General features: G+C 71.4%; 17 protein-coding genes and 1 pseudogene. 9 read left to right on the forward strand and 9 right to left on the reverse strand.

The features are described 5' to 3' along the window. Nucleotides 1-499: pseudogene (locus DLJ59_RS29315) on the reverse strand (hypothetical protein); the annotation flags it as partial. Between the two features lie 124 nt (nucleotides 500-623). Then, the gene (locus DLJ59_RS29320; RefSeq protein ID WP_425271470.1) at nucleotides 624-1,910 is read right to left on the reverse strand and encodes a snapalysin family zinc-dependent metalloprotease; all 1,287 of its coding nucleotides are present in this window, start codon (nucleotides 1,908-1,910) and stop codon (nucleotides 624-626) included. Between the two features lie 138 nt (nucleotides 1,911-2,048). On the opposite strand from DLJ59_RS29320, the gene DLJ59_RS29325 reads away from it, so the two are divergent. Continuing rightward, nucleotides 2,049-2,612: an AMIN-like domain-containing (lipo)protein gene (locus tag DLJ59_RS29325; RefSeq protein ID WP_124776605.1), complete on the forward strand. Its 564-nt coding sequence runs from the start codon at nucleotides 2,049-2,051 to the stop codon at nucleotides 2,610-2,612. A 467-nt stretch (nucleotides 2,613-3,079) separates the two neighbouring features. Here the strand turns inward: DLJ59_RS29325 and DLJ59_RS29330 are convergent, their stop codons facing one another. Both DLJ59_RS29330 and DLJ59_RS29335 read right to left on the reverse strand, forming a co-directional pair. Beyond that, on the reverse strand, nucleotides 3,080-3,427 hold the full coding sequence (locus DLJ59_RS29330) for a hypothetical protein (RefSeq protein ID WP_124776607.1): 348 nt from the start codon (nucleotides 3,425-3,427) through the stop codon (nucleotides 3,080-3,082). 223 nt (nucleotides 3,428-3,650) lie between these two features. Beyond that, nucleotides 3,651-3,965, reverse strand: a complete 315-nt coding sequence (locus DLJ59_RS29335; protein ID WP_244236292.1) for an L-rhamnose mutarotase — start codon at nucleotides 3,963-3,965, stop codon at nucleotides 3,651-3,653. A gap of 165 nt (nucleotides 3,966-4,130) precedes the next feature. Between DLJ59_RS29335 and DLJ59_RS29340 the strand changes: the two genes are divergently transcribed. From DLJ59_RS29340 to DLJ59_RS29370, 7 genes are all read left to right on the forward strand, one after another. Further along, nucleotides 4,131-4,811, forward strand: coding sequence for a response regulator transcription factor (locus tag DLJ59_RS29340; protein ID WP_124776611.1), 681 nt, complete (start codon nucleotides 4,131-4,133; stop codon nucleotides 4,809-4,811). A gap of 14 nt (nucleotides 4,812-4,825) precedes the next feature. After that, a complete protein-coding gene (locus DLJ59_RS29345) occupies nucleotides 4,826-6,283 on the forward strand; it encodes a sensor histidine kinase (RefSeq protein WP_124776613.1) in 1,458 nt (485 codons plus the stop codon). Further along, nucleotides 6,280-7,182, forward strand: a complete 903-nt coding sequence (locus DLJ59_RS29350; RefSeq protein ID WP_124776615.1) for a Gmad2 immunoglobulin-like domain-containing protein — start codon at nucleotides 6,280-6,282, stop codon at nucleotides 7,180-7,182. The genes DLJ59_RS29345 and DLJ59_RS29350 overlap by 4 nt, the downstream gene beginning before the upstream one ends. 141 nt (nucleotides 7,183-7,323) lie before the next feature. Then, nucleotides 7,324-8,859 carry a hypothetical protein gene (locus DLJ59_RS29355; RefSeq protein WP_124776617.1) on the forward strand — a complete coding sequence of 512 codons (1,536 nt, stop codon included), beginning with the start codon at nucleotides 7,324-7,326 and terminating at the stop codon, nucleotides 8,857-8,859. A gap of 131 nt (nucleotides 8,860-8,990) precedes the next feature. Then, on the forward strand, nucleotides 8,991-9,620 hold the full coding sequence (locus DLJ59_RS29360) for a TetR/AcrR family transcriptional regulator (protein WP_124776619.1): 630 nt from the start codon (nucleotides 8,991-8,993) through the stop codon (nucleotides 9,618-9,620). Between the two features lie 34 nt (nucleotides 9,621-9,654). Further along, nucleotides 9,655-11,148 carry a DHA2 family efflux MFS transporter permease subunit gene (locus tag DLJ59_RS29365; protein ID WP_124776621.1) on the forward strand — a complete coding sequence of 498 codons (1,494 nt, stop codon included), beginning with the start codon at nucleotides 9,655-9,657 and terminating at the stop codon, nucleotides 11,146-11,148. Nucleotides 11,149-11,258: 110 nt separating this feature from the next. After that, entirely contained in the window at nucleotides 11,259-12,050 is a 792-nt protein-coding gene (locus DLJ59_RS29370) for a maleylpyruvate isomerase family mycothiol-dependent enzyme (protein WP_124776623.1), read from the forward strand. Between the two features lie 41 nt (nucleotides 12,051-12,091). On the opposite strand, the gene DLJ59_RS29375 is transcribed toward DLJ59_RS29370, so the two are convergent. From DLJ59_RS29375 to DLJ59_RS29385, 3 genes are all read right to left on the reverse strand, one after another. Further along, nucleotides 12,092-13,291, reverse strand: a complete 1,200-nt coding sequence (locus tag DLJ59_RS29375; protein WP_124776625.1) for an RtcB family protein — start codon at nucleotides 13,289-13,291, stop codon at nucleotides 12,092-12,094. A gap of 395 nt (nucleotides 13,292-13,686) precedes the next feature. After that, complete coding sequence (locus tag DLJ59_RS29380) at nucleotides 13,687-15,687, reverse strand: elongation factor G (RefSeq protein WP_124776627.1); 2,001 nt, start codon at nucleotides 15,685-15,687, stop codon at nucleotides 13,687-13,689. Between the two features lie 257 nt (nucleotides 15,688-15,944). After that, the gene (locus DLJ59_RS29385) at nucleotides 15,945-17,255 is read right to left on the reverse strand and encodes an RICIN domain-containing protein (RefSeq protein ID WP_244236293.1); all 1,311 of its coding nucleotides are present in this window, start codon (nucleotides 17,253-17,255) and stop codon (nucleotides 15,945-15,947) included. A gap of 156 nt (nucleotides 17,256-17,411) precedes the next feature. On the opposite strand from DLJ59_RS29385, the gene DLJ59_RS29390 reads away from it, so the two are divergent. Then, nucleotides 17,412-18,599 carry a spore photoproduct lyase family protein gene (locus DLJ59_RS29390; protein ID WP_208648877.1) on the forward strand — a complete coding sequence of 396 codons (1,188 nt, stop codon included), beginning with the start codon at nucleotides 17,412-17,414 and terminating at the stop codon, nucleotides 18,597-18,599. Nucleotides 18,600-18,606: 7 nt separating this feature from the next. Here the strand turns inward: DLJ59_RS29390 and DLJ59_RS29395 are convergent, their stop codons facing one another. Both DLJ59_RS29395 and DLJ59_RS29400 read right to left on the reverse strand, forming a co-directional pair. Then, nucleotides 18,607-19,113 (reverse strand): DinB family protein, encoded by a 507-nt coding sequence (locus DLJ59_RS29395; protein ID WP_124776629.1) that lies wholly within the window; start codon nucleotides 19,111-19,113, stop codon nucleotides 18,607-18,609. Nucleotides 19,114-19,171: 58 nt separating this feature from the next. Then, nucleotides 19,172-19,854, reverse strand: a 683-nt coding sequence (locus tag DLJ59_RS29400; protein WP_124776631.1) for a M15 family metallopeptidase, incomplete at its 5' end; no start/stop codon positions are given.

Here is a 19,854-nt window from a genome sequence, read left to right on the forward strand (position 1 = left end):
GGGCCCGGCGGCGCAGGAGCAGCAGTGCCAGCAGCACGAGGAGCCCCACGACCAACAGGTACGACGCGGGTGGCCAGGCGTCGCGGGTGGGGCTGGCGAGCGTTGGCAGGGCAGTCGGCTCGGCGGTGTCGCCGTCACGCCGAGGCACGGCGGCCTCGCGGGTGCCGGTGCTCTCGCCATCGGTGCGGCGATCGGGGACGGCGGGTGCCGGGACATCGCCCGCCGAGCCGGCGGGCACGGGAATCGCGGTGGACGCCACCGGGCTGGGCTGGTCGGCAACAACCGGCGAACGACTCGGGGTGGGCGCACCGGTCGGGACGACGCTCAGCGTCGGGGTGACGCTCGGCGTCGGTGCGGCACTGGGCGGGTCGCCGCCGAGCAGGTCGTCGACGATCTGGCCGACGCCACCGATGATGTCGCCGAGCGGATTCGAGGTGGCCGACGGGGATGGCGCCGGAGCGAGGGCGAGGGTCAGCGCGAGGACGACGACGGTAGGCATGAAGCCACCTCCGGTGTGCCGATATGCCACGCACCGTATCGCATCGTGGGATCGCGTGGGGACACCGGCACACCGGGGCGGGGGCGCGTCCGGCGCGCTCCCTCGCCCACGGTGTCCCAGCTGGTCAGACGGGCAGACCGCCGACCTGAGTGGAGATCCACGATCGGATCGACGGCAGGTCCACATAGATGGACGGGCCGGTGGCGCAGGTGGAGTTGTTGTTGCCGGCTCGACTCGTCGCGCCGATCAGGTTCCACACTCCGTTGACCCGGCGCACCTGCGGCCCACCCGAGTCGCCGTAACAGGCGCCGGAATTGCCGTTGGTGTTGTTGGTGCAGATCTCGTACGGGCCGTTGATGCCGGAGCACCTGCTGTCGGCCACGATGGACGTGTCCAGTTCGTTGGCGACCGTCGGGGCCGACCCGCAGCCTCGCGGGGCACACGTCTGGCCCCAGCCGATGATCCGGGTGGCGGTGCCGACCGCGCCGGAGGTGCTCGGGATCGGGGCCGGCGCGTACGTCACCGAGCTGGCCAGTTGCAGCAGCTTGACGTCGACGCTCGGGTGGTTGACCGCACGGGTCACCCGCACGACGGTCCCGCCGCTGGAGCGGTTGATGCTGCCCACCCGCACCGAGGACGGCGTGGAGCAGTGCTTCGCGGTAACCGCCCAGTTGGCCTTGATCAGGGTGCCGGTGCAGCCGGAGACGTACACCATGAACGGGTAGCTCTCGCTTGCCGGCCGGCCGCCGACCACCATCGGTGCGATGTCCGAGTCGCCGTTCCAGGTGTACGTCGTGCTGGTCGGCGCGGCGAGGGTTCCGGCGAACAGCGAGTTCACCCGGCTCGCCTCGGCCGCGCTGGGGTTCGCGTTGCGGCAGGAGACCGGGGCGCTGCTGCCGGACATCAGGTCGGAGCAGAGGCCGGTGCGCCGGTCCGGCAGACCCAGGATGTGGCCGAGTTCGTGGGCGGCGATGCGATTGCGGTCGTAGCCCTGGTTGACGGCCGTGCGGCCCATCCAGATCCGGCCGGAGCCGAGCCCGGTCGGCTGCGCCCGGGGCCAGCCATCGTCGACGTAGATGGTGATGCTGGCCGGAGTGCCGGCCAGGAGTCGGACGGTGCTGACCCGGCTGTTCCAGATCTGCGCCGCCTGGTCGAAGTTGGTGCGGAACTCACCGGTCCGGCTCGCGTCGTAGTAGACGGTCCGTACGGCGGCGGCCGGCGCACCGGTGGCGAGCTGCGTCCCGGCCGCCGCCAGGATCGCCACCAGCATGGCCAGCGCCGCACGTCTCAGTTGTCGTCGAAGCATCACGCACTCCCCTGCGGTCGTCCGGCGACCAGCGGCCACCGGTTCATCGAAGCAGATGAATGTTAAGGCGATGGCGATCGATGCCCGGCATAGCGGAAGAGTCATACCGGCGAGACCGGCGGCTGTTACCCAGCGGTTACGCCACAGCGAAGCGCCTGTGGCGGGGCAGGACGACGGTGGCGGCAGAGGGTCACCGGCAGCGCCGCCACGACGTGACCCCGACACCGAACGGGAGAAACCACAATGAGGATCAGGAGCGCACTGACCGCCTTGGCGGTCGTCCTCGCCGGGCTGGTCGCCGGCGCCGGCAGCAGCACCGCCGCGGGCAGCACCAGCGCGGCGGCGTACTGCGGGATCACCTGGGGCAGCGCGGAGAAGTCGGCCGGCGCGCTGAGCGACGGCCCGCTGGTCGACGTACGGACCGGCCGGCACGACTGCTACGACCGGGTGGTGTTCGAGTTCGCCGGCCCGGTCGACGGTTACGCGATCGGCTACGGCGAGACGTGGACCGAGGGCGAAGGGCTGGCGCTGTCGCCGTACACCGCCGGCGGCGCGCTGCTGCGGGTCTCGCTGCGGGCCCCGGCGTACGACGACGACCACCTGGGCACCGTGCCCTACGCGGTCGGCGAGCACGTGACCAACCTGCTGCGCTACCCGACGCTACGCGACGTGGTCTTCGGCGGCAGCTTCGAGGGCTACAGCACCTTCGCCGTCGGCGTACGGGCGCGGTTGCCGTTCCGGGTGCTCGTGCTCGCCGGCCCCGGCAGCCACAACCGGGTGGTGCTCGACGTCGCCCACCAGTGGTGATCGGAGCCGCGGATCAGCTTGGCCATCCGCCGGGTGAGGCGGGTGGCCGAGCGACCGGCGGCCGACGGCTACCACACCGTCGCTGTCGGCGCCCGGACCCGGATCAGGAGCGCTAGAAGAATTCACCCAGACAAGGGGAATGGCGGTCGGCAAGGCTCGGACGGAACCAGCGCCAAGAGAATTGCCAGGCCCGACAGGCACATGATCGGTAGTAGCGGAACCGCCAACAGCACGAGCGTGACAGCCACCCCCGCGGTGGTGCGGCGCTGCGGTGTCGTCCCGCGCTCGCGCCTGTCGTCGCCCCCGCTTTCCCGGTCGGTCACTGTGGCCCCCCGCGATGCCGTGGTGATCCGATTGCCCCACCGGAGCACCGGTATCCAGACCCGACACTCGCATCGTAGGGACCGTCAGCTACACCGGAGAGTGAGCGCCGACAGCAGGGACGGATGGTGCGGACGGACGACCCGTCAACCGGCCCGGTAGCTGAGGTAGCGCCCCTCGTTCCAGCTGTGGAAGTTGTTGAGCTCGTATCCCGGACCGCCGCAGTCGGGGGTCTGGTAGCCGGAGACGCTGCCGAAGCCGCCGCTCCACGGGAGTATCCAGGTCGCCTCGGCCGGGACCGGACGGCAGACGCCGTCGGGCGTGGCCTGCCTGCCGACCACTTCGGTGGGGTAGCTCGAATAGAAGACCAGGCCCTTGTCGGGGCTCTGGAACGGCTCGCCGGCAGCCACGGGCGTCGCCGGCAGTGTCACGGTCAGCGTGGTGATCAGTGCGGCGGCGAGACCCGCGGCGATCCGATCGGCGGCTTTGCGCATGAGTGTCCTCCCGGGACGGGATCATCGAATTATGTCGATGCTCTGCCAAGAAGGTTTAGGTGTCAAGTAAAACACCTCGTCGGGCGGCGACCCTCCGACGGAACGAGCCGGCAAACCCCTCGCCTCGTCGATCATGGAGTTGTGGTGGGCGACAAAGCAACCAGAGACCATTCAGACCGCGCACCACACCTCCATGATCGACGCCGCGAGCCGGCCCTGGAGGCTAGGCCTCGTCAGCCAGGTGCCAGACCTCCCGCATCGGGGCCCACCAGTCCCCCGAACCGGGTTCGGCGATCGACTCCTGACACGGATCGGTCAGCTTCCACCACTCCTGCGTCTGCGGGTCCGCGGCGATCAGACGCTGATCGGCCTCGTAGTCGTCACCGACGTACTCGTAGTAGCCGAAGAGCAGGTCGTCGTGGAGAAAGATGGTGTAGTTGCGGAAGTTCGCCTCGCGCAGCGTCTTCTCGACGCTCGGCCAAACCTCGGCGTGTAGCCGCAGGTAGTTCTCCCGCTGCTCGGGGCGGAGTCGGATCACGCAGCCATGACGTTGCACGTCGTGCCCTTTCGAGTGAACTGATTCAGGGGTGCCGAAGGCACCTGACCGTAGCGGTTGGACGGCCCGGCGGGGGGCCAGCCGGGCCACCGATGCCGACCGTTTCGCCAGGACTACGTACGGTCGCAGCGGGTCTACCCTCGGATGATGGAGGGCCGCGTGCTGGTGGTCGAGGACGACTTCTCGATCCGGGAGGTCACCGCCCTCGGTCTGCGCCGTGCCGGCTTCCGGGTCGACACCGCGATCGACGGCCGGCAGGCCCTGGCCGCGTTCCGCGCGCACCCGGTCGACCTGATCGTGCTCGACATCATGCTGCCGGGGCTGGACGGTCTGGAGGTCTGCCGGGAGATCCGGCGCAGCAGTCAGGTACCGATCCTGATGCTGACCGCGCGCACCGACACCATCGACGTGGTGGTCGGGCTGGAGTGCGGCGCGGACGACTACCTGCGCAAGCCCTTCGACCTGCCCGAGCTGGTGGCCCGGGTCCGCTCGGTGCTGCGCCGGGTGAACGTGCCGGCCCCGTCGACGGTCATCGAGGTCGACGGGCTGGAGATCGACCCGGGAGCCTTCGTGGTCCGCCAGCACGGCCGGGAGGTGACGCTGACCTCCACCGAGTTTCGCCTGCTCCTGGAGCTGGCCCGCCGGCCCGGCCAGGTCTTCACCCGGGAGCTGCTGCTGGACCTGGTCTGGAACCACGAGTTCCTCGGCGACTCCCGACTGGTCGACGTGGCCGTGCAGCGGCTACGCGCCAAGATCGAGGACGATCCGGCGCAGCCACGGCTGATCCGGACCGTGCGCGGCGCCGGCTACAAACTGTCGACGGGCTGACGGGGAGGGCGGCGATGGCCGGACGCCGGGTGCTCCCAGGCCGCCTGCGGCTCCGGCTGACGATCGCGTTCGTCCTGGTCGCCGGCGTCTCGGCCGGGCTGCTCGCCGGCGGTACGGGGCTGCTGCTACGACAGTCCTGGTTGGACGCGTCGCTGCACGAGGCCGCCGCCGACGCCCGCTACCAACTCGTGCTCGCTGGGCAGTTCCTGCCGCTGACCGAGCAGCGCAGCACCGAACTGCTCACCAGCTTCGAGGCCAGCGGCCGGCACATCGTGCTCGTCGACGGCTCGACCCGTGCCTCGCACCCCGCGTACGCCCCGGTGCTGGGCACCCGGTTGCGGGCCGTCGTCGCGGACGGGCGGCTCGGCTACCAGCGCTCCGCGCCGGCGGAGCGCCCCCGACTGCTGGTCGTCGGCGGGCGCATTCCCGGCTCGACCGCCGAGCTGTACGTCCTCACCGTGGAGGACGACGTCGCCACCGACCTGGGTCAGCTGCGTACCGCGCTGGTGGCCGGCTGGGTGCTCGTGGTGTTGCTCGCCGCCGCCGTGGGTCACGCGCTGGCCCGCCGCACGTTGGAGCCGGTGGGCCGGGCCAGCCGGGCCGCCCGAGCGCTCACCGAGGGTCTGCTCGCCACCCGCCTGCCGGTACGCGGGCGCGACGAGTTCAGCGTCTGGGCGTCGACATTCAACGAGATGGCCGAGGCGCTGGAGTCGAAAATCGCGGCACTGTCGGCCGCGCAGGCCCGCGAGCGGCGGTTCACCGCCGACGTCGCGCACGAGTTGCGTACCCCGGTGACCGCCCTGGTGGCCGCGGCGTCGCTGCTGCGCGAGCACCTCGACCAGTTGCCCGCCGCCGCCCAGCCGTCCGCCCGGCTGCTGGTCGGCGACGTGGTCCGGCTGCGCCGGCTGGTCGAGGACCTGATGGAGATCTCCCGGTTGGACACCGGGCGGGAGCAGTTGGCCGTCGGGCCGGTCGACGCGTTGGCGCTGCTGCGCGGCATCGTCGCGACACGCGGCTGGTCGGCGTGGGTGCGGGTCACCGGTGACCCGGTCGCGTTGCGCACCGACCCGCGTCGGCTGGAGCGCGTGCTGGCCAATCTGGTCGCCAACGCGGTCGAGCACGGCGGTGGAGAGATCACCGCCAGCGTGGCGCGCGCGGGCCCCCTGGTCGTCTTCGAGGTCACCGACCGGGGGCCCGGCATCCCGGCCGAGCATCTGCCCCACGTGTTCGACCGGTTCCACCAGGTCGACGCGTCCCGCTCCACGCCGGGCAGTGGGCTCGGGCTGGCCATCGCCCGGGAGCACACCGATCTGCTCGGCGGCACGCTGGGCGTGCGCAGCGCACCGGGCGAGGGCACCCGGTTCCGGCTGGAGCTGCCCGCTGCCGGTCCCGCCGGCCCGCCCGGTGACGTGCCGCGTTCGGAGCGGGGTCCGGTCGGTCGTGCCGCCGGCCCGGCTGGCGGTGTGGGATGAGCCGCCGCGGCCCGGTCGGGCTGGGCGTACCGGTGCTCGTCGCGGCGCTCCTGCTCGGCGGCTGCGGCACGTCCCGCTCCGGTGACCTGGGGCCGGCGCCCACCGCGCCGCCGACGAGCGCCGCACCCACCGACCGACCCGGCCCTCTCCCGACCCTGGCCACGGAGCCGACGCCACCACCACCCACCGGCCGATCACCGCGTCCGTCGGCGACGGCGCCCTCCCCCACGCGCCGGCCGGACCCGGTGACCATCGAGCTGTGGTACGTCCGCGCCGGGCTGCTGGTGCCGACCCGACGCACCCGGCCGGCCACTGTCGCGACGTCCCGGCTGGCGCTGACCGAACTGGCCACCGGGCCGAACCGGGCCGAGGCCGCCACCGGGATGACCACCCTGCTTCCGGCCAGCGTCGAGGTCACCCGCATCGCCGACGGCGTGGCGACGCTCCGGGTGCCGTCCGTCGGCGACCCGGTCACGCGACGGCTGCGCGACGCGCAGGTGGTGTGGACGCTCACCCAGTTCCCCACCGTGCGGCAGGTCCGCCTCGACGACGCGGCCCCTGTCGACCGGTCGGACTACGCGGATCTGCTGCCACCGATCGTGGTCACCGGCCCGATCCCCGGCGAGCGCGTCTCCGCCCCGCTCGTCGTCACCGGCACCGCCACCGTGTTCGAGGCCACGGTGAGCGTCCGGGTGCTCGACGCCGCCGGCCGGGAGGTGGCCACCGGTTTCGGCACCGCCAGTTGCGGCAGCGGCTGCCGGGGTGGCTACCGGGTGGTGGTCGGCTGGCGCACGGTCGGCGAACAGCGGGGCACGGTCGAGGTGTACGAGGTGTCCGCCCTGGACGGCGCGCGGATCAACACGATGGCCGTGCCGGTGGTCCTCACCGCCAGCGACTGACCACCGGGTTCCGATTGCGGCAGCCTGGCCGTGGGTGACCGGTTCCCGGGTCGGTCGGATTCGATCATGTGGGCGATACTTGCCGGCACGGCCGTCCACACGGCACCGACCTGCCATCGGGCCACGAAACGGGGATCTCGCATGGTGACCAGCTCAAGTGACGCCTCGCCGGACCAGACTCGACGGTCGATCCGCTGGCTGTCGACCGCCGTGCTCGCCCTGCTCGTGCTGGCGGGCCTGGTCACACCGGCAGGCAGCGCCGGGCGGCTGCCGGCCACGTCGCCGGCGGCGACCACGTACGGCCCGTTCGACGTCGGCTTCGCCGAGGGCAGCAGCCTGATCGACACCGATCTGACCCGCCGGCTGGACGACATGGTGGCCTACCTCCCGGGCCGCTCACCGATGGTCCGCATCGACCTCGACTGGTGGTACGTGCAACAGTGCCCCACCTGTGCGTTGCGCTGGGACCGGCTCGACCCGGTCGTGGACGCCGCCCGCGCCCGGGGCATCCGGGTGCTGATGGTGCTCGCCTACGCACCGCCCTGGGCCAACGGCGGAAACAGCACCGACAAGTGGTTCCCCACCGACGACGCCGACTGGACCGCGATCGTCAGCGCCACCGTGCGGCACTTCGCCGGCCGGGTGCACGCCTACGAGGTCTGGAACGAGCCGAACAACGGGCGTTCCGGCAGCTATGAGGGCTTCGGCAACTACGCCACCGACCGGAAGACCCGCTACTGGGAGCTGGTCCGGCTCGCACACCCTCAGATCCACGCTGAGTGCGCGGACTGCGTGGTCCTCGCTGGCGGCTCGGCGAGCGGCACTCCGGTCACCAGCACCGGCAACCCGAACGAGTCGGCGCTCTGGCTGGACTGGGCCTACCGCAACGGGTACGGCCCGTACTTCGACGCGGTGGCGCTGCACCCCTACCCGGCGTGGAACTCCGGGCTGGGCCCGGCCGCGCCGGAATGCGTCAACCGCTGGTGGAACCTCTTCGGCCCACCCGGGGAGAACCCGCCCTGTGGTGAGCTCGCCTACCTGCGCTCGGTCATGGTCAACCACGGTGACGGGGCGAAGAAGATCTGGGGCACCGAGTTCGGCTACCCCACGTCCGGGGCGACCGGCCTGAGCCGGGAAACCCTCCGGGATCACCTGGTCCAGGGCGTGTACATGTGGCGCACCCTCAGCTACACCGGGCCGCTGTTCCTTTACTCGTACCGGGACGCCTGCACCGATCCGACCAATCCGGAGTGCAACTTCGGGGTGGTGACGAGAGACTTCACCCCGAAAGAGCCGATCTTCAGCGATTTGTCGGTCCAACTCTCGGACGCCGCGCCGGCCGATCTGCGTACCGGGCAAACCCTCCGCAGGTGGGCGAAGCTGCGCTCCCTTGATGGCCGTTTCGAGCTGTGGTTGCAAGACGACGGCAACCTGGTGCTCTATCGGCGCAGCTCCGCCACCGCGCTCTGGTCCAGCAACACCCGCGACGGCGTGCGGCTGGTCAACGGCCCCGACGGGAACCTGACCCTCTATCGCGCCAACGGCACGATCGCCTGGTCGACCCAGACCGGCGGTCACGGCGCGGCCAGTCTCTGGCTCCAGGAGGACGGCAACCTGGTCCTCTACCGCGACAGCGATGCGAGACCCATCTGGGCCAGCAACACCACCGTCAGCTGACCGGCACCCGGCGGACCTCGTCCCGAAACGCCATCGTTTCGTCGTCTGAGTGCGAGGCAACTCACGAAAGCCTGCACGATCAGCGAACCGCGAACTAGGGTCGGTACGACATCGTTTCGCGGGGGGTCGGGGTGCTGGGTGGTCAGCAGGTGGGCGCGGGTGCCGGGGTGCCGGCCGCCCGGGTTCCGCGCTGCACCGACAGCGACCTGTTCACCGTCGTCATCGACACCCTGCGCGAGGTCGGTTACGACCGAATGACCATCGACGCCGTCGCCGCCCGCGCCCACGTCAGCAAGGCCACCATCTACCGGCGCTGGGACGGCAAGGCGGAGCTGGTCGTCGCCGCCCTGCGCGACCGGCACGTGGGTGTGCACAACCCGCCCGACACCGGTTCCCTGCGCGGGGACCTGATCGAGTTGCTGCGGGCCACGGCCGCGATCTGCACGGCCGACTGCGACCTGATGCAGGCGTTGACCTTCGCCATGCGGACCAATCCCGAGTTGGAACGCCTGGTGCGTCACCAGGTGCTGCCGGCCGGGCGGGTGGCCAGCACCGCCATCCTGGTCCGCGCCGCCGCCCGCGGGGAGATCCCGCCGGAGGCCGGCGAGCGGGAGATGTTCCACGATCTGGCGCCCGCGCTCACCATGTCCCGCATCATCGCGCACGGCCTACCCGCCGATGACGCATTCCTCACCCAGGTCGTCGACGAGGTGCTGATCCCGGTGCTCCGGTATCAGCACGACCGTCCGTCAGCGGCCTGATTCACCGAATTTTCGCAACACGGAAGGCTTCACCATGCCCGGAACCACCTCGACCGCGCCCGGCGCGCCCAACGCCGGGGCGTCGACAGGCGCACCGCATCCGCGGCGCTGGATCGCGCTGGCGGTCATCGCGGTCTCACAACTGATGGTCGTCCTGGACGCCACGATCGTGAACATCGCGCTGCCGCAGGCCCAGGCCGACCTGGGGATCACCGACGCGAACCGGCAGTGGGTGATCACCGCCTACACGCTGGCCTTCGGCGGTCTGCTGCTGCTCGGCGGTCGCATCGCCGACTACTGGGGGCGCAAGCGCACCTTCATCGTCGGCATGACCGGTTTCGCGCTCGCCTCCGCCCTGGGCGGTCTGGCCACCACCGGTGAGATGCTCTTCGCCGCCCGCGCGTTGCAGGGCGCCTTCGGTGCGCTGCTCGCCCCGGCCGCGCTGGCGCTGCTGACCGTCCTCTTCACCGAGACCACCGAACGGGCCAAGGCCTTCGCGGTGTACGGCGCGATCGCCGGCGGTGGATCGGCCGTCGGCCTGCTGCTCGGCGGGGTGCTCACCGAGTACGCCGACTGGCGCTGGTGCCTGCTGGTCAACATTCCGGTCGCGGCCATCGCCATCGCCTTCGCGCTCCCGCTGGTGCCGGAGAGCCGGGCCCACGGCAACACCCGTTACGACGTACCCGGTGCGATCGTGGTGACCGCCGGCCTGGTCTCCCTGGTGTACGGCTTCACCAAGGCCGCCGAGGACGGCTGGGACGCCACCGCGACGCTCGGTTTCATCGCCGCCGGTGTGGTGCTGCTCGCCGCCTTCGTGGTGATCGAGCTGCGCTCCAGCCACCCGCTGCTGCCGCTGCGGATCCTGCTGGACCGCAACCGGGGCGGGGCGTTCCTCACCTCGACGCTGATCGGCGCGGGCCTGTTCGGGGCGTTCCTCTTCCTGACCTTCTACTTCCAGGTGGTGCTGCAGTACAAGCCCCTGGAAGCCGGCCTCGCGTCCCTGCCGGTCACCGTCGGTGTGCTGATCGCCGCGGGTGGCGCCAGCCAGCTGATGCCCCGGTTGGGTGCGAAGCCGCTGATGGTCGCCGGTGCGGCGCTCGCCGCCGTGGGCATGCTGGTGCTGACCCAGATCGACGTGGACACCCCGTTCCTCACCCACCTCCTGCCCGCGCAGGTGGTCCTGGGCCTGGGGCTGGGCTTCACCTTCGTGCCGCTGTCCAGTCTCGCCCTGGTCGGGGTGCCGGAGCACGACGCCGGCGCGGCCAGCGCGACACTCAACGCCACCCAGCAGATCGGTGGCTCGCTCGGCACCGCGCTGCTGAACACCTTCTACACCAGTGCGGTCGCCGCCTACCTGGTCGGCCGGGCGCCGAACCCGGTCAACCAGGTCGAGGCGCTGGTGCACGGCTACCGGGTGGCCTTCGCCTGGGGCGCGGCGCTGATCGTGCTCGCCGGGCTGGCCACCCTGGTCCTGGTGAAGGTCCGCAAGGAGGACATCCCGACCGGCAACACAGTGCACATGGGCTGAGCTGACCGACGTGGCCGCCGGCCGGAGCGCCCCGACCCTGGGGTGGGCCGGCCGGCGGCCACGTCCGGTAACGTCCCGACCATCGTCGAAAATCCGTTTTGAGGAGATCCATGTCGACCCCTGCTGACCAGATCATCACAGCATTGCGCGCGGGCCACGAGGAGCTCGCCGCGCTCGTCCGGGACCTCAAGGAAGACGACCTGCTCCGGCCCTCGGGAGCCAGCGAGTGGCAGGTCTCCCAGGTGCTGAGCCACCTGGGCAGCGGCGCCGAGATCAACCTGGCGACGCTGGACGCCGCCCGCACCGGCGCGCCCGGCCCCGACGGGGACTTCAACCGGGGCGTCTGGGCGCGCTGGGACGCGATGTCCCCGGCCGAGCACGCCGCCGGGTTCCTCGCCACCAACGAGCGGCTGGTCGAGGCGTACGAGGCGCTGGACGCCGAGACGCGGGCCTCGATGCGGATCGACCTCGGTTTCCTGCCGGAGCCGGTCGACGTGGCCACCGCGGCCCGGTTCCGGCTCAGCGAGTTCGCCCTGCACCAGTGGGACGCCGAGGTGGCGTTCAACCCGTTCGCGGCGGTGACGCCGGGGGCGGTGCCGCTGCTGCTCGACCAGATCGGCGGCATGCTGGCCTGGACCAGCCGACCGCAGGAGCTGGCCGGGCGGGAGGCCACAGTGCTGGTCCGGCTGCACGCGCCCGAGCGGACGTTCGGGCTGCGGCTGGGCGAGAAGGTCGACGTCGTGGACGCGCCGGAGCGCCCCGACGGTGAGCTGGTGGCCCCGGCCGAGGCCTGGCTGCGGCTGGCCACCGGACGGCTGGGCCGCGAGCACACCCCCGAAGGGGTGGAGGCGACCGGTTCGGTGACCCTCGACGACCTGCGCCGGGTCTTCGTCGGTTTCTGAGGTGGTGCCGCGCGGGCCGGTGATCCGGCCCGCGCGGCGTCTCAGCCCTTCACGCAGACCACCTGCTTGAGGTGCGCGACCACCTCGACCAGGTCCTCCTGCTGGGCCATCACCTCGGTGATGTCCTTGTACGCGCCGGGGATCTCGTCGACCACCCCGGCGTCCTTGCGGCACTCCACCCCGGCGGTCTGGGTGGCCAGGTCGTCCGTGCTGAACGTCCGCTTGGCCTGCGCCCGCGACATCCGACGCCCCGCCCCGTGCGACGCCGAGCAGTACGCGTCCGGGTTTCCCCGCCCCCGCACGATGTACGACCCGGTGCCCATCGACCCGGGGATGATGCCCAGGTCACCCCGGCCGGCCCGGATCGCGCCCTTGCGGGTGACCAGCACGTCCACCCCGTCGTAGCTCTCCTCGGCGACGTAGTTGTGATGACAGCTGATGGGCTCGTCGTAGCCCACCTGCGGGAAGTGCTCCCGCACCACACCGCAGAGCAGCGCCAGCATGACCGCCCGGTTGCGCCGCGCGTACTCCTGCGCCCAGAACAGATCCCGCCGGTACGCGTCCATCTCCGGCGTCCCGACGAGGAACACGGCCAGGTCCCGGTCCGGAAGGTCGACGTTGTGCGGCAGCCCCCGGGCCACCGCGATGTGCCGCTCGGCCAACTCCTTGCCGATGTTGCGGGACCCGGAGTGCAGCATCAGCCAGACCCGCCCCTCGTCGGCGCCGCCCTGCTCCAGGCAGACCTCGATGAAGTGGTTGCCCCCGCCGAGGGTGCCGATCTGCCGCTGCGCCCGCGTCTCCAGCTGCGCCACCCGCCGGTCCAGGCCGGCGAACCGGCCCCAGAAGTCGTCCCACCCGGCCTGCTCCAGGCCCCGGATCCGACGCGGGTCGACCGAGTCCTTGCGCTGGGCGAAGCCGACCGGGATGGTGGCCTCGATCGCGGAGCGCAGCCCGGCCAGGTCGTCCGGCAGGTCGGCGGCGGTCAGCGAGGTGCGCACCGCCGACATCCCACAGCCGATGTCAACGCCGACCGCGGCCGGCGAGACGGCCTGCCGCATCGCGATCACCGAACCGACGGTGGCGCCCTTGCCGAAGTGCACATCGGGCATGACGGCGACACCCTGCACCCAGGGCAGCGCGCCGATGTTGCGCAGCTGCTTGGCCGCCTGCGGCTCGATGGCGTACGGGTCGGTCCAGACCCGGACCGGTGCCCGGGTACCGGCCAGGGGGGTGAATCCCATCGTGGTCTCCTTGTGTCGTGCCGGTGTCACCGTCGAGCGGTGACCGGACGTGATCGCACGCCGGACAGCCGGGTGCGCAAGCTCGTCGGATACGAAAAGGCCGCCCGAACCTCAGGGGGTGGGCGGCGGCGGCGCCTGACGCGCTGGCGTCAGAGGTGGCGCCGCCCGTGACCGGGCCGGCCGAGACTCCGGTACCGCACGCCGGAGGGCAATGCGGCACACACGCCTGGCGTCAGCCAGGTGGCTTCGGTGCGATTGCACTGCGACACGGCGTACTCCCCGGAATCTGTCTATTGACCTTGCGCCCCACCACCCGGGCGCCGGCCCTTGCGCCGATGACGCTAGGCGGGCCGGGCCGGCTCCGCAATGGATATCGCACGGCCCGGCCGCGCCGGCTATCGGCCGCCGACGACCCTGCGGGCCACCGCCAGCAGGTAGTCCTTGCGGTCCAGCGGGTTGTGGTCCCAGCGTGCCCGGGTGGGTGCCGGGCCCCGCACCGGCAGGTACCTGTCGAATGCGGTTTCGAGCACGCCCTCGCCCCGGGTCAGCGACGGCAGGCGGCGCTCCAGCGCGTGCACCCGACCCGCCGGGATCTCCCCCTCCACCAGGTACGAGGTGCCCTGCCCGGTGGTGTCGGTCGGCACCGCGTCGAGCCGGGCGAGCGCCGGCAGCAGAGTGCCGAGGACGTCGCCCGGCACCTCCAGCCGGAACCGGTGCACCGGCTCGTGTACCCGGGTGCCGGCCCGGGTGAGCGCGGTCATCAGCACCAGCGGGGTGAGATTGCGGAAGTCCCCTGCGGTGCTGGACATGCTCTTGTCGAAGGTGCCATGGGAGTGGCTCTGCCGGGCCCAGTAGCCGGCGCGGGTCATCGTCACCTCGCAGTCGGGGATCTGCCAGCCGTACAGCCCTTGGCGCAGCGTCCGGTGCACGGTCTCCTCGACGGCGGCGAAGAACGCCGGTGGCATCGAGCCCAGTTCGACGCCGAGCTGGAAGCTCACGCCCATGCCGACCGGCGCCGGGGCCACCCGCAGCCCGACGGTTGCCAGGAACGGGTTTTGCGCCACGGCGATCACCTCGACCGCCTCGCCCACGCCGCAGACCCGCTCCACGTGCACCGTGGTGGTTTCCCGGAAGGTCACCGCCACCCCGAAGTCGTCGGCCAGGGTGGCCTGGATGACCTCCTTCTGCACCTCGCCGTAGAGCGAGACGCTGATCTCGTGCTGCCGGTCGTCCTGCCGGAGGTTGATCAGCGGATCCTGTTCGGCGAGCTGGCTCAGGGCGGCGTGCATCGTGACCCGGTCCGCGGCACGGGCCGGGACCACGACGGTCTCCAGGGTGGGCGGCGCGAACTGGCGATCCGCGCCGGCACGCTCCGGGGGTACGCCGACCGGGTCACCGATCCGCGCCCGGGTGAGGCCCCACAGTCGCGCGATGTGACCCGCGCCGACCGATGACGCCGCGACGTCGGCCCCGTCGGCGACGACGCGTACCGCGGTGACCACCGAGGCGCCGGTCGCACCGACCCGGATCCGGTCCCGAACCCGGATGGTGCCGGCGAAGAGCCGGACCAGTGCGATCTTCTCCCCCGCAGGGCCGCGCTCGATGGCGAACACGGTGCCGGAGACCGGAGCCTCGGCGTCGCCCTGGGCCGTGGGCAGCAGTTCGGTGATCCCGGCGATCAGCGCGTCCACTCCGACGCCGGTGATGGCCGAGCCGGCGAACACCGGCTGGACCTGCGCCCGCCGGGTCCGCTCGGCCAGCGCCCGGCGCAGCCGTGGGTACGGCAGCGTCGCGGGGTCCGCCACCCAGTCGGCGAGCAGCGCGTCGTCCTGACCGGCGAGCAGGTCGAGCAGCTGGTCGGTGAAGCCGACGTCGACGGGACCGTACGGCGCGCAGTGGGCATCCCGTGTGCCGGGCCGCGCGACCGACCCCATGGCCACCACGGACGCGGTCAGCTTCTCCGCGACTGCCCGCACCACCCGTTCGGGGTCCGCCCCCGCCCGGTCGACCTTGTTCACAAAGATCAACGTGGGGATGCGCAGCCGACGCAGCGTACGCATCAGCACCCGGGTCTGCGGCTGGACGCCCTCGACCGCGGAGATCACCATCACCGCACCGTCGAGGACGCCGAGCACCCGCTCGACCTCGGCGATGAAGTCCGGGTGACCGGGCGTGTCGATCAGGTTGACGGTCACGTCGTCCAGCACGAAGGAGACGACGGCCGAGCGGATGGTGATCCCGCGTTGCCGCTCCAGTGCCAGGGAGTCGGTGCGGGTGCTGCCGGCGTCGACGCTGCCGAGCCGGTCGGTCACGCCGACGGCGTACAGCAGTCGCTCGGTCAGGCTGGTCTTACCGGCGTCGACGTGCGCCAGGATGCCGAGATTGAGGGTCTTCACGAAGCGTCGTGTCCTTCAGGTAGGTGACAGGTCCCTTCTGGCCGGACATCGACGCAGCTCGCATTACTACTCCCGCAGGCTGGTGGTGGTTTCGGGTAGCTCATCAGCCCTCATCTGAGCGAGCAACCGATTAACCAGGGCATCGGAGGTCGGGCTGGTCTCCGGCGGACTGGCCGGCATGGCGGAGACCTGCTCGCGCCGTCAGCACCGCGCCGGGGCGGGTCGCGGCTCACCCCGGCGCGGATGTGGCGGTGGAGCTATGACTGCGGCACCAGCCGGAAGGACTGCGCCGCGGTGCCGTTGCAGCTGTACTGGATGAGCTGGACGCTGTCGGCCGTGGACGCTCCCGGCACGTCGAGGCACTTGCCGCTGTTGCGGTTGACCAGGCGGTAGTAGCCGCCTCCCTCGGGCTCGGCCCGCCACTGCTGGTTGTTGCCGCCGCTGTAGGACCAGAGCTGGATGGGCGCCGAGTCGGCGGTCGACCGGTCCTTCACGTCGAGCACCTGGGCGCTGTTGTTGCGGTTGTTGACCCGCAGGTACCCGCCGCTGGTCGGCACGAACTGGTACTGCTGGGCGGCGCTGCCGTTGCAGGCGTACTGCTGGATGGCGGTGCCGTTCGCGCTGGCCGCGGCCCGCGCGTCCACGCACTTGCCGTTGCCCCGGTTGACCACTGTGTGCCAGGCGGTCGGCGAGATCGTGCCGTCGGACGGTGGGGGCGTGGTCGGGGGGACGGTGCCGACGCCGGCCAGCCAGTGCAGCCCGTCGATCAGCAGTTGGTTCTGCTGTGCGCTGTCGAAGGTGGAGGACAGCCCGGTGTTGGTGCTGTAGTTCATCGCGTTGTGGCCGAAGTTGGCGTAGAGCATCTTGTACTGCCGGTTGCTCCAGACCAGCGGGTAGTAACCGCCGTACCAGGACTGGTTGGGGTCGGTGCCGACCGGGAAGCTGGACGGGTCGACCGAGGCCAGGATGTCGATGTTGGGGTTCTGCCGCAGGTCGTTGCTCCAGGAGTACCACTCGCTGATCGACGATGGGAAGGTCGCCGGGAGGTTGCGGGTGGCGGCGTGGGTGCGGTTGTCGGCGCGCATGGTGACCCGGGTGGGTCCCCAGGTGTTCGTCTGGAACGAGCCGGTGCCGAGGAAGGTGTTGTAGTACCAGCTCCAGCTCGACGGGTTGTCGGTCCACGCGCTGACGTGGAAGCCCAGCCACGCCCCGCCGTTCTGCATGTACTGCTGGAACGCGGCCCGCTGCGCGGTGGGCGGCGCGTCGTCCAGGAACATGACGACCTTGTACTGGGCCAGGTTGGCGGTGTTCAGCAGGCCCCAGTTGTTGGTGGCCTCCCAGGAGAAGCCGTGCTGGGCGGCGGCCTGCGGGAACCAGGCTCGGGCGTCCTTGACGAAGTCGATGTGCGCGGCGTCCCAGGTGCCGTTGTAGAAGGCCAGCACCTTGAACGTCGGCGCGGCCTGGGCGAGACGCGAGGCGTTGACCGCGAGACCGGCGGTCACCGCGACGACCAGGGCGACCAACAACGACAAGATCCGTCTGGTACGGGAGGAGAGTTCTGCGATCACCTGATCGTCCCTTCGGTCGGGACGCGCGCCGCCGCGTCGACGTAATCTGTTCACAAGGTTTACAGATAGACGAAAGGTTATTCCTTTGACCTGATCGCGTCAATCGCCGATCATCCGATCGGGTGGGATTCCTACGGCAACGGGTACGCCGGCCGGATGACCAGCCCGGACGCCGTCGACGTCGACCAGCCGCTCGCCGTGGACGTGCCCGCCGCACCGCACGACGCCAGCGGCGAGCGGGTACCGACCCGCGACCTGGCCGGCCTCGCGCCGCCGGCCCGGCCCGCGCGCCGCTGGACCCCGCGCCGGGTGGTGGCCACCCCGGCCGCGCTCGACCACCCGCACGGCCAACGGATCGTCGAGCGGGTGCGGGCGCTCGGCATCGAGGTCGAGCAGCTGCGCGCCAACCGGCTCACCGGGGTACGCGGGCAGACCGACCGGGAGACCTACGCCCGGGCCAAGTCGACCATGGCGATCGTGGTGAGCCCACCCGCCCGGCGCGTCCTGCAACCCATCGCGCCCAGCGCCGACTGGCGGGTCGACCTGGCCGAGGGCTGCCCGGCGCACTGCCAGTACTGCTATCTCGCCGGATCACTGTCCGGGCCACCGGTGACCCGGGTGTACGCGGACCTCGACGACATCCTCGCCGGGCTGAGCGGGTACGCCGGGCGCGGAACGGTGACCAGCCGCAACGCACGGCGCGCCGACGAGGGCACCACCTTCGAGGCGTCCTGCTACACCGACCCGCTCGCCCTGGAGCACCTGACCGGCAGCTGGCGGCGCGCGGTGCAGCACTTCGCCGACTGGGACGCCCCGGTGCAGTTGCGCTGGACCACCAAGTACGCCGACGTGGACACCTTCGTCGGGCTGCCGCACGCCGGCCGCACCCAGGTCCGATTCAGCGTCAACTGCGCGCCGGTCAGCGAACGGTTCGAGGGTGGCACGGCCCGGGTGCCGGACCGGCTGGCCGCGCTGCGCCGGCTCGCCCTCGACGGCTACCCGGTCGGGCTGACCATCGCGCCGATCATCGCGCTGCCGGACTGGCGGGAGCGCTACGGCGAACTGCTCGACCAGGTCCGCGCGGCGGTCGACGGGGTGCCGGGCCTGGACCTGACCGCCGAGCTGATCACCCACCGGTTCACGCCGGGCAGCAAAGAAGTGCTGCTCGACTGGTACCCCCGCACCCGGCTGGAGATGGACGAGGAGTCCCGCGCCCGCAAGCACGGCAGGTTCGGCGCGGTGAAGTACGTCTACCCGCGCGAGCAGATGGCCGAGCTGCGCAACTGGTTCACCACCGAGCTGACCGCCCGCGTACCAGCCTGCCGAATCCTCTACTGGACCTGACCCCGGGCTAGACGCCGACGGCGCCGTCGATGCCCTCGCGGAGAAAATCGGCGTGGCCGTTGTGTCGGGCGTACTCGTGGATCAGGTGCAGCATCACCAGCCGCAGTGACACGGTCTCGCCGGAGCGGGCGTTGCGACCGGTCACGTCGAGCGACGCGGCGGCCCGCTCGATCCGGCGGGCGTGCGCGACCTCACGCTCCCAGGCCTCGAACGCCTCGGCCCGGGTGGCCGAGCTGGCGTCGTACGCCTGCTGGAAGTCGCCGGTCTCCGACCAGACCAGTGGGATGTCCTCGCCGTCGATGACCCGCCGGAACCAGGCGCGCTCCACCTCGGCCATGTGTCGCACCAGGCCGAGCAGGGACAGGGCGGAGGGTGGCATCGACTGCCGGCGCAGGTCCTCGTCGGAGAGTCCCTCGCACTTGAGGGCCAGCGTGGCGCGGTGGAAGTCGAGGAACGCGCGCAGCGTCTCCCGCTCGTCGCCGGTAACCGGGGGGCCGATCCGTTCGGTGGTCATTGAAACGATCATGCCGGATGGCGTCGGCGGCCGTCGGGCCGGGCCGCCGCGCCGCAGGTCAGCCGACCGAGGAGCGGGCGACCGGGGCGACGAAGAAGGTGTCCGGGTACGGCTCGTCGCGCAGGCTGTAGTGCCACCACTCACGGTCGTAGTTGACGAACCCGGCGTCGGTCATCAGCCGCCGCAACAACTGACGATTGTCCCGCGCCGTTGCGGTGATGCGGGGGTCGGCGGTGTGCGCCCGGGGGTCGAAACAGTCGAAGCCCGTACCCATGTCGATGCTGTTGTCGGCGAAGCGCTGCCCGCTCGGCGCGGTGCAGGCGACCAGCGGTTGCCCGACCCGGTACGGAGGTTGGCTGGCGGCGGGTTCGTCGACCAGGGTCAGGTCCAGGGTGCTGCCGCGACTGTGCGCGGTGGGCGCCCCGATGTAACCGTCGGCGAAGAGCCGGCTCTTGGCCAGGTCCGGGTAGAACTCGGCCTTGGTCTGCTGCTCACCGGGGCGCTTCGACCAGGCGACGAAGTCGTCCACCGCCGGTTGCGGGCGGTAGCAGTCGTACACCTTGAGGCTGTGCCCACCGGCCAGCGCCGCGTCCTGTACGCGGCGCAACGCCTCGGCCGCCTGCCGGGTGAGCAGGCACAGCGGCTCGCGGTAGCCGGCGATCGGCCTGCCGACGAAGTTGTGCGGCGTGGCGTAGCGGATGTCGGCGTGGATGCGCGGGTCGAAGTCGGTCAGCACCACGA

The organism is Micromonospora inaquosa (genome assembly GCF_003857055.1).
Lineage (GTDB): Bacteria > Actinomycetota > Actinomycetes > Mycobacteriales > Micromonosporaceae > Micromonospora > Micromonospora inaquosa.

Bases quoted from the DNA above. Each gene is read 5' to 3' on its own strand.
- DLJ59_RS29345 (WP_124776613.1), top strand. From the start codon at position 4,826: ATGGCCGGACGCCGGGTGCTCCCAGGCCGCCTGCGGCTCCGGCTGACG.
- DLJ59_RS29395 (WP_124776629.1), bottom strand. From the start codon at position 19,113: ATGACCACCGAACGGATCGGCCCCCCGGTTACCGGCGACGAGCGGGAG.
- DLJ59_RS29375 (WP_124776625.1), bottom strand. From the start codon at position 13,291: ATGGGATTCACCCCCCTGGCCGGTACCCGGGCACCGGTCCGGGTCTGG.
- DLJ59_RS29330 (WP_124776607.1), bottom strand. From the start codon at position 3,427: ATGCGCAAAGCCGCCGATCGGATCGCCGCGGGTCTCGCCGCCGCACTG.
- DLJ59_RS29355 (WP_124776617.1), top strand. From the start codon at position 7,324: ATGGTGACCAGCTCAAGTGACGCCTCGCCGGACCAGACTCGACGGTCG.
- DLJ59_RS29325 (WP_124776605.1), top strand. From the start codon at position 2,049: ATGAGGATCAGGAGCGCACTGACCGCCTTGGCGGTCGTCCTCGCCGGG.
- DLJ59_RS29350 (WP_124776615.1), top strand. From the start codon at position 6,280: ATGAGCCGCCGCGGCCCGGTCGGGCTGGGCGTACCGGTGCTCGTCGCG.
- DLJ59_RS29370 (WP_124776623.1), top strand. From the start codon at position 11,259: ATGTCGACCCCTGCTGACCAGATCATCACAGCATTGCGCGCGGGCCAC.
- DLJ59_RS29340 (WP_124776611.1), top strand. From the start codon at position 4,131: ATGGAGGGCCGCGTGCTGGTGGTCGAGGACGACTTCTCGATCCGGGAG.
- DLJ59_RS29365 (WP_124776621.1), top strand. From the start codon at position 9,655: ATGCCCGGAACCACCTCGACCGCGCCCGGCGCGCCCAACGCCGGGGCG.
- DLJ59_RS29390 (WP_208648877.1), top strand. From the start codon at position 17,412: ATGACCAGCCCGGACGCCGTCGACGTCGACCAGCCGCTCGCCGTGGAC.
- DLJ59_RS29320 (WP_425271470.1), bottom strand. From the start codon at position 1,910: ATGACTCTTCCGCTATGCCGGGCATCGATCGCCATCGCCTTAACATTC.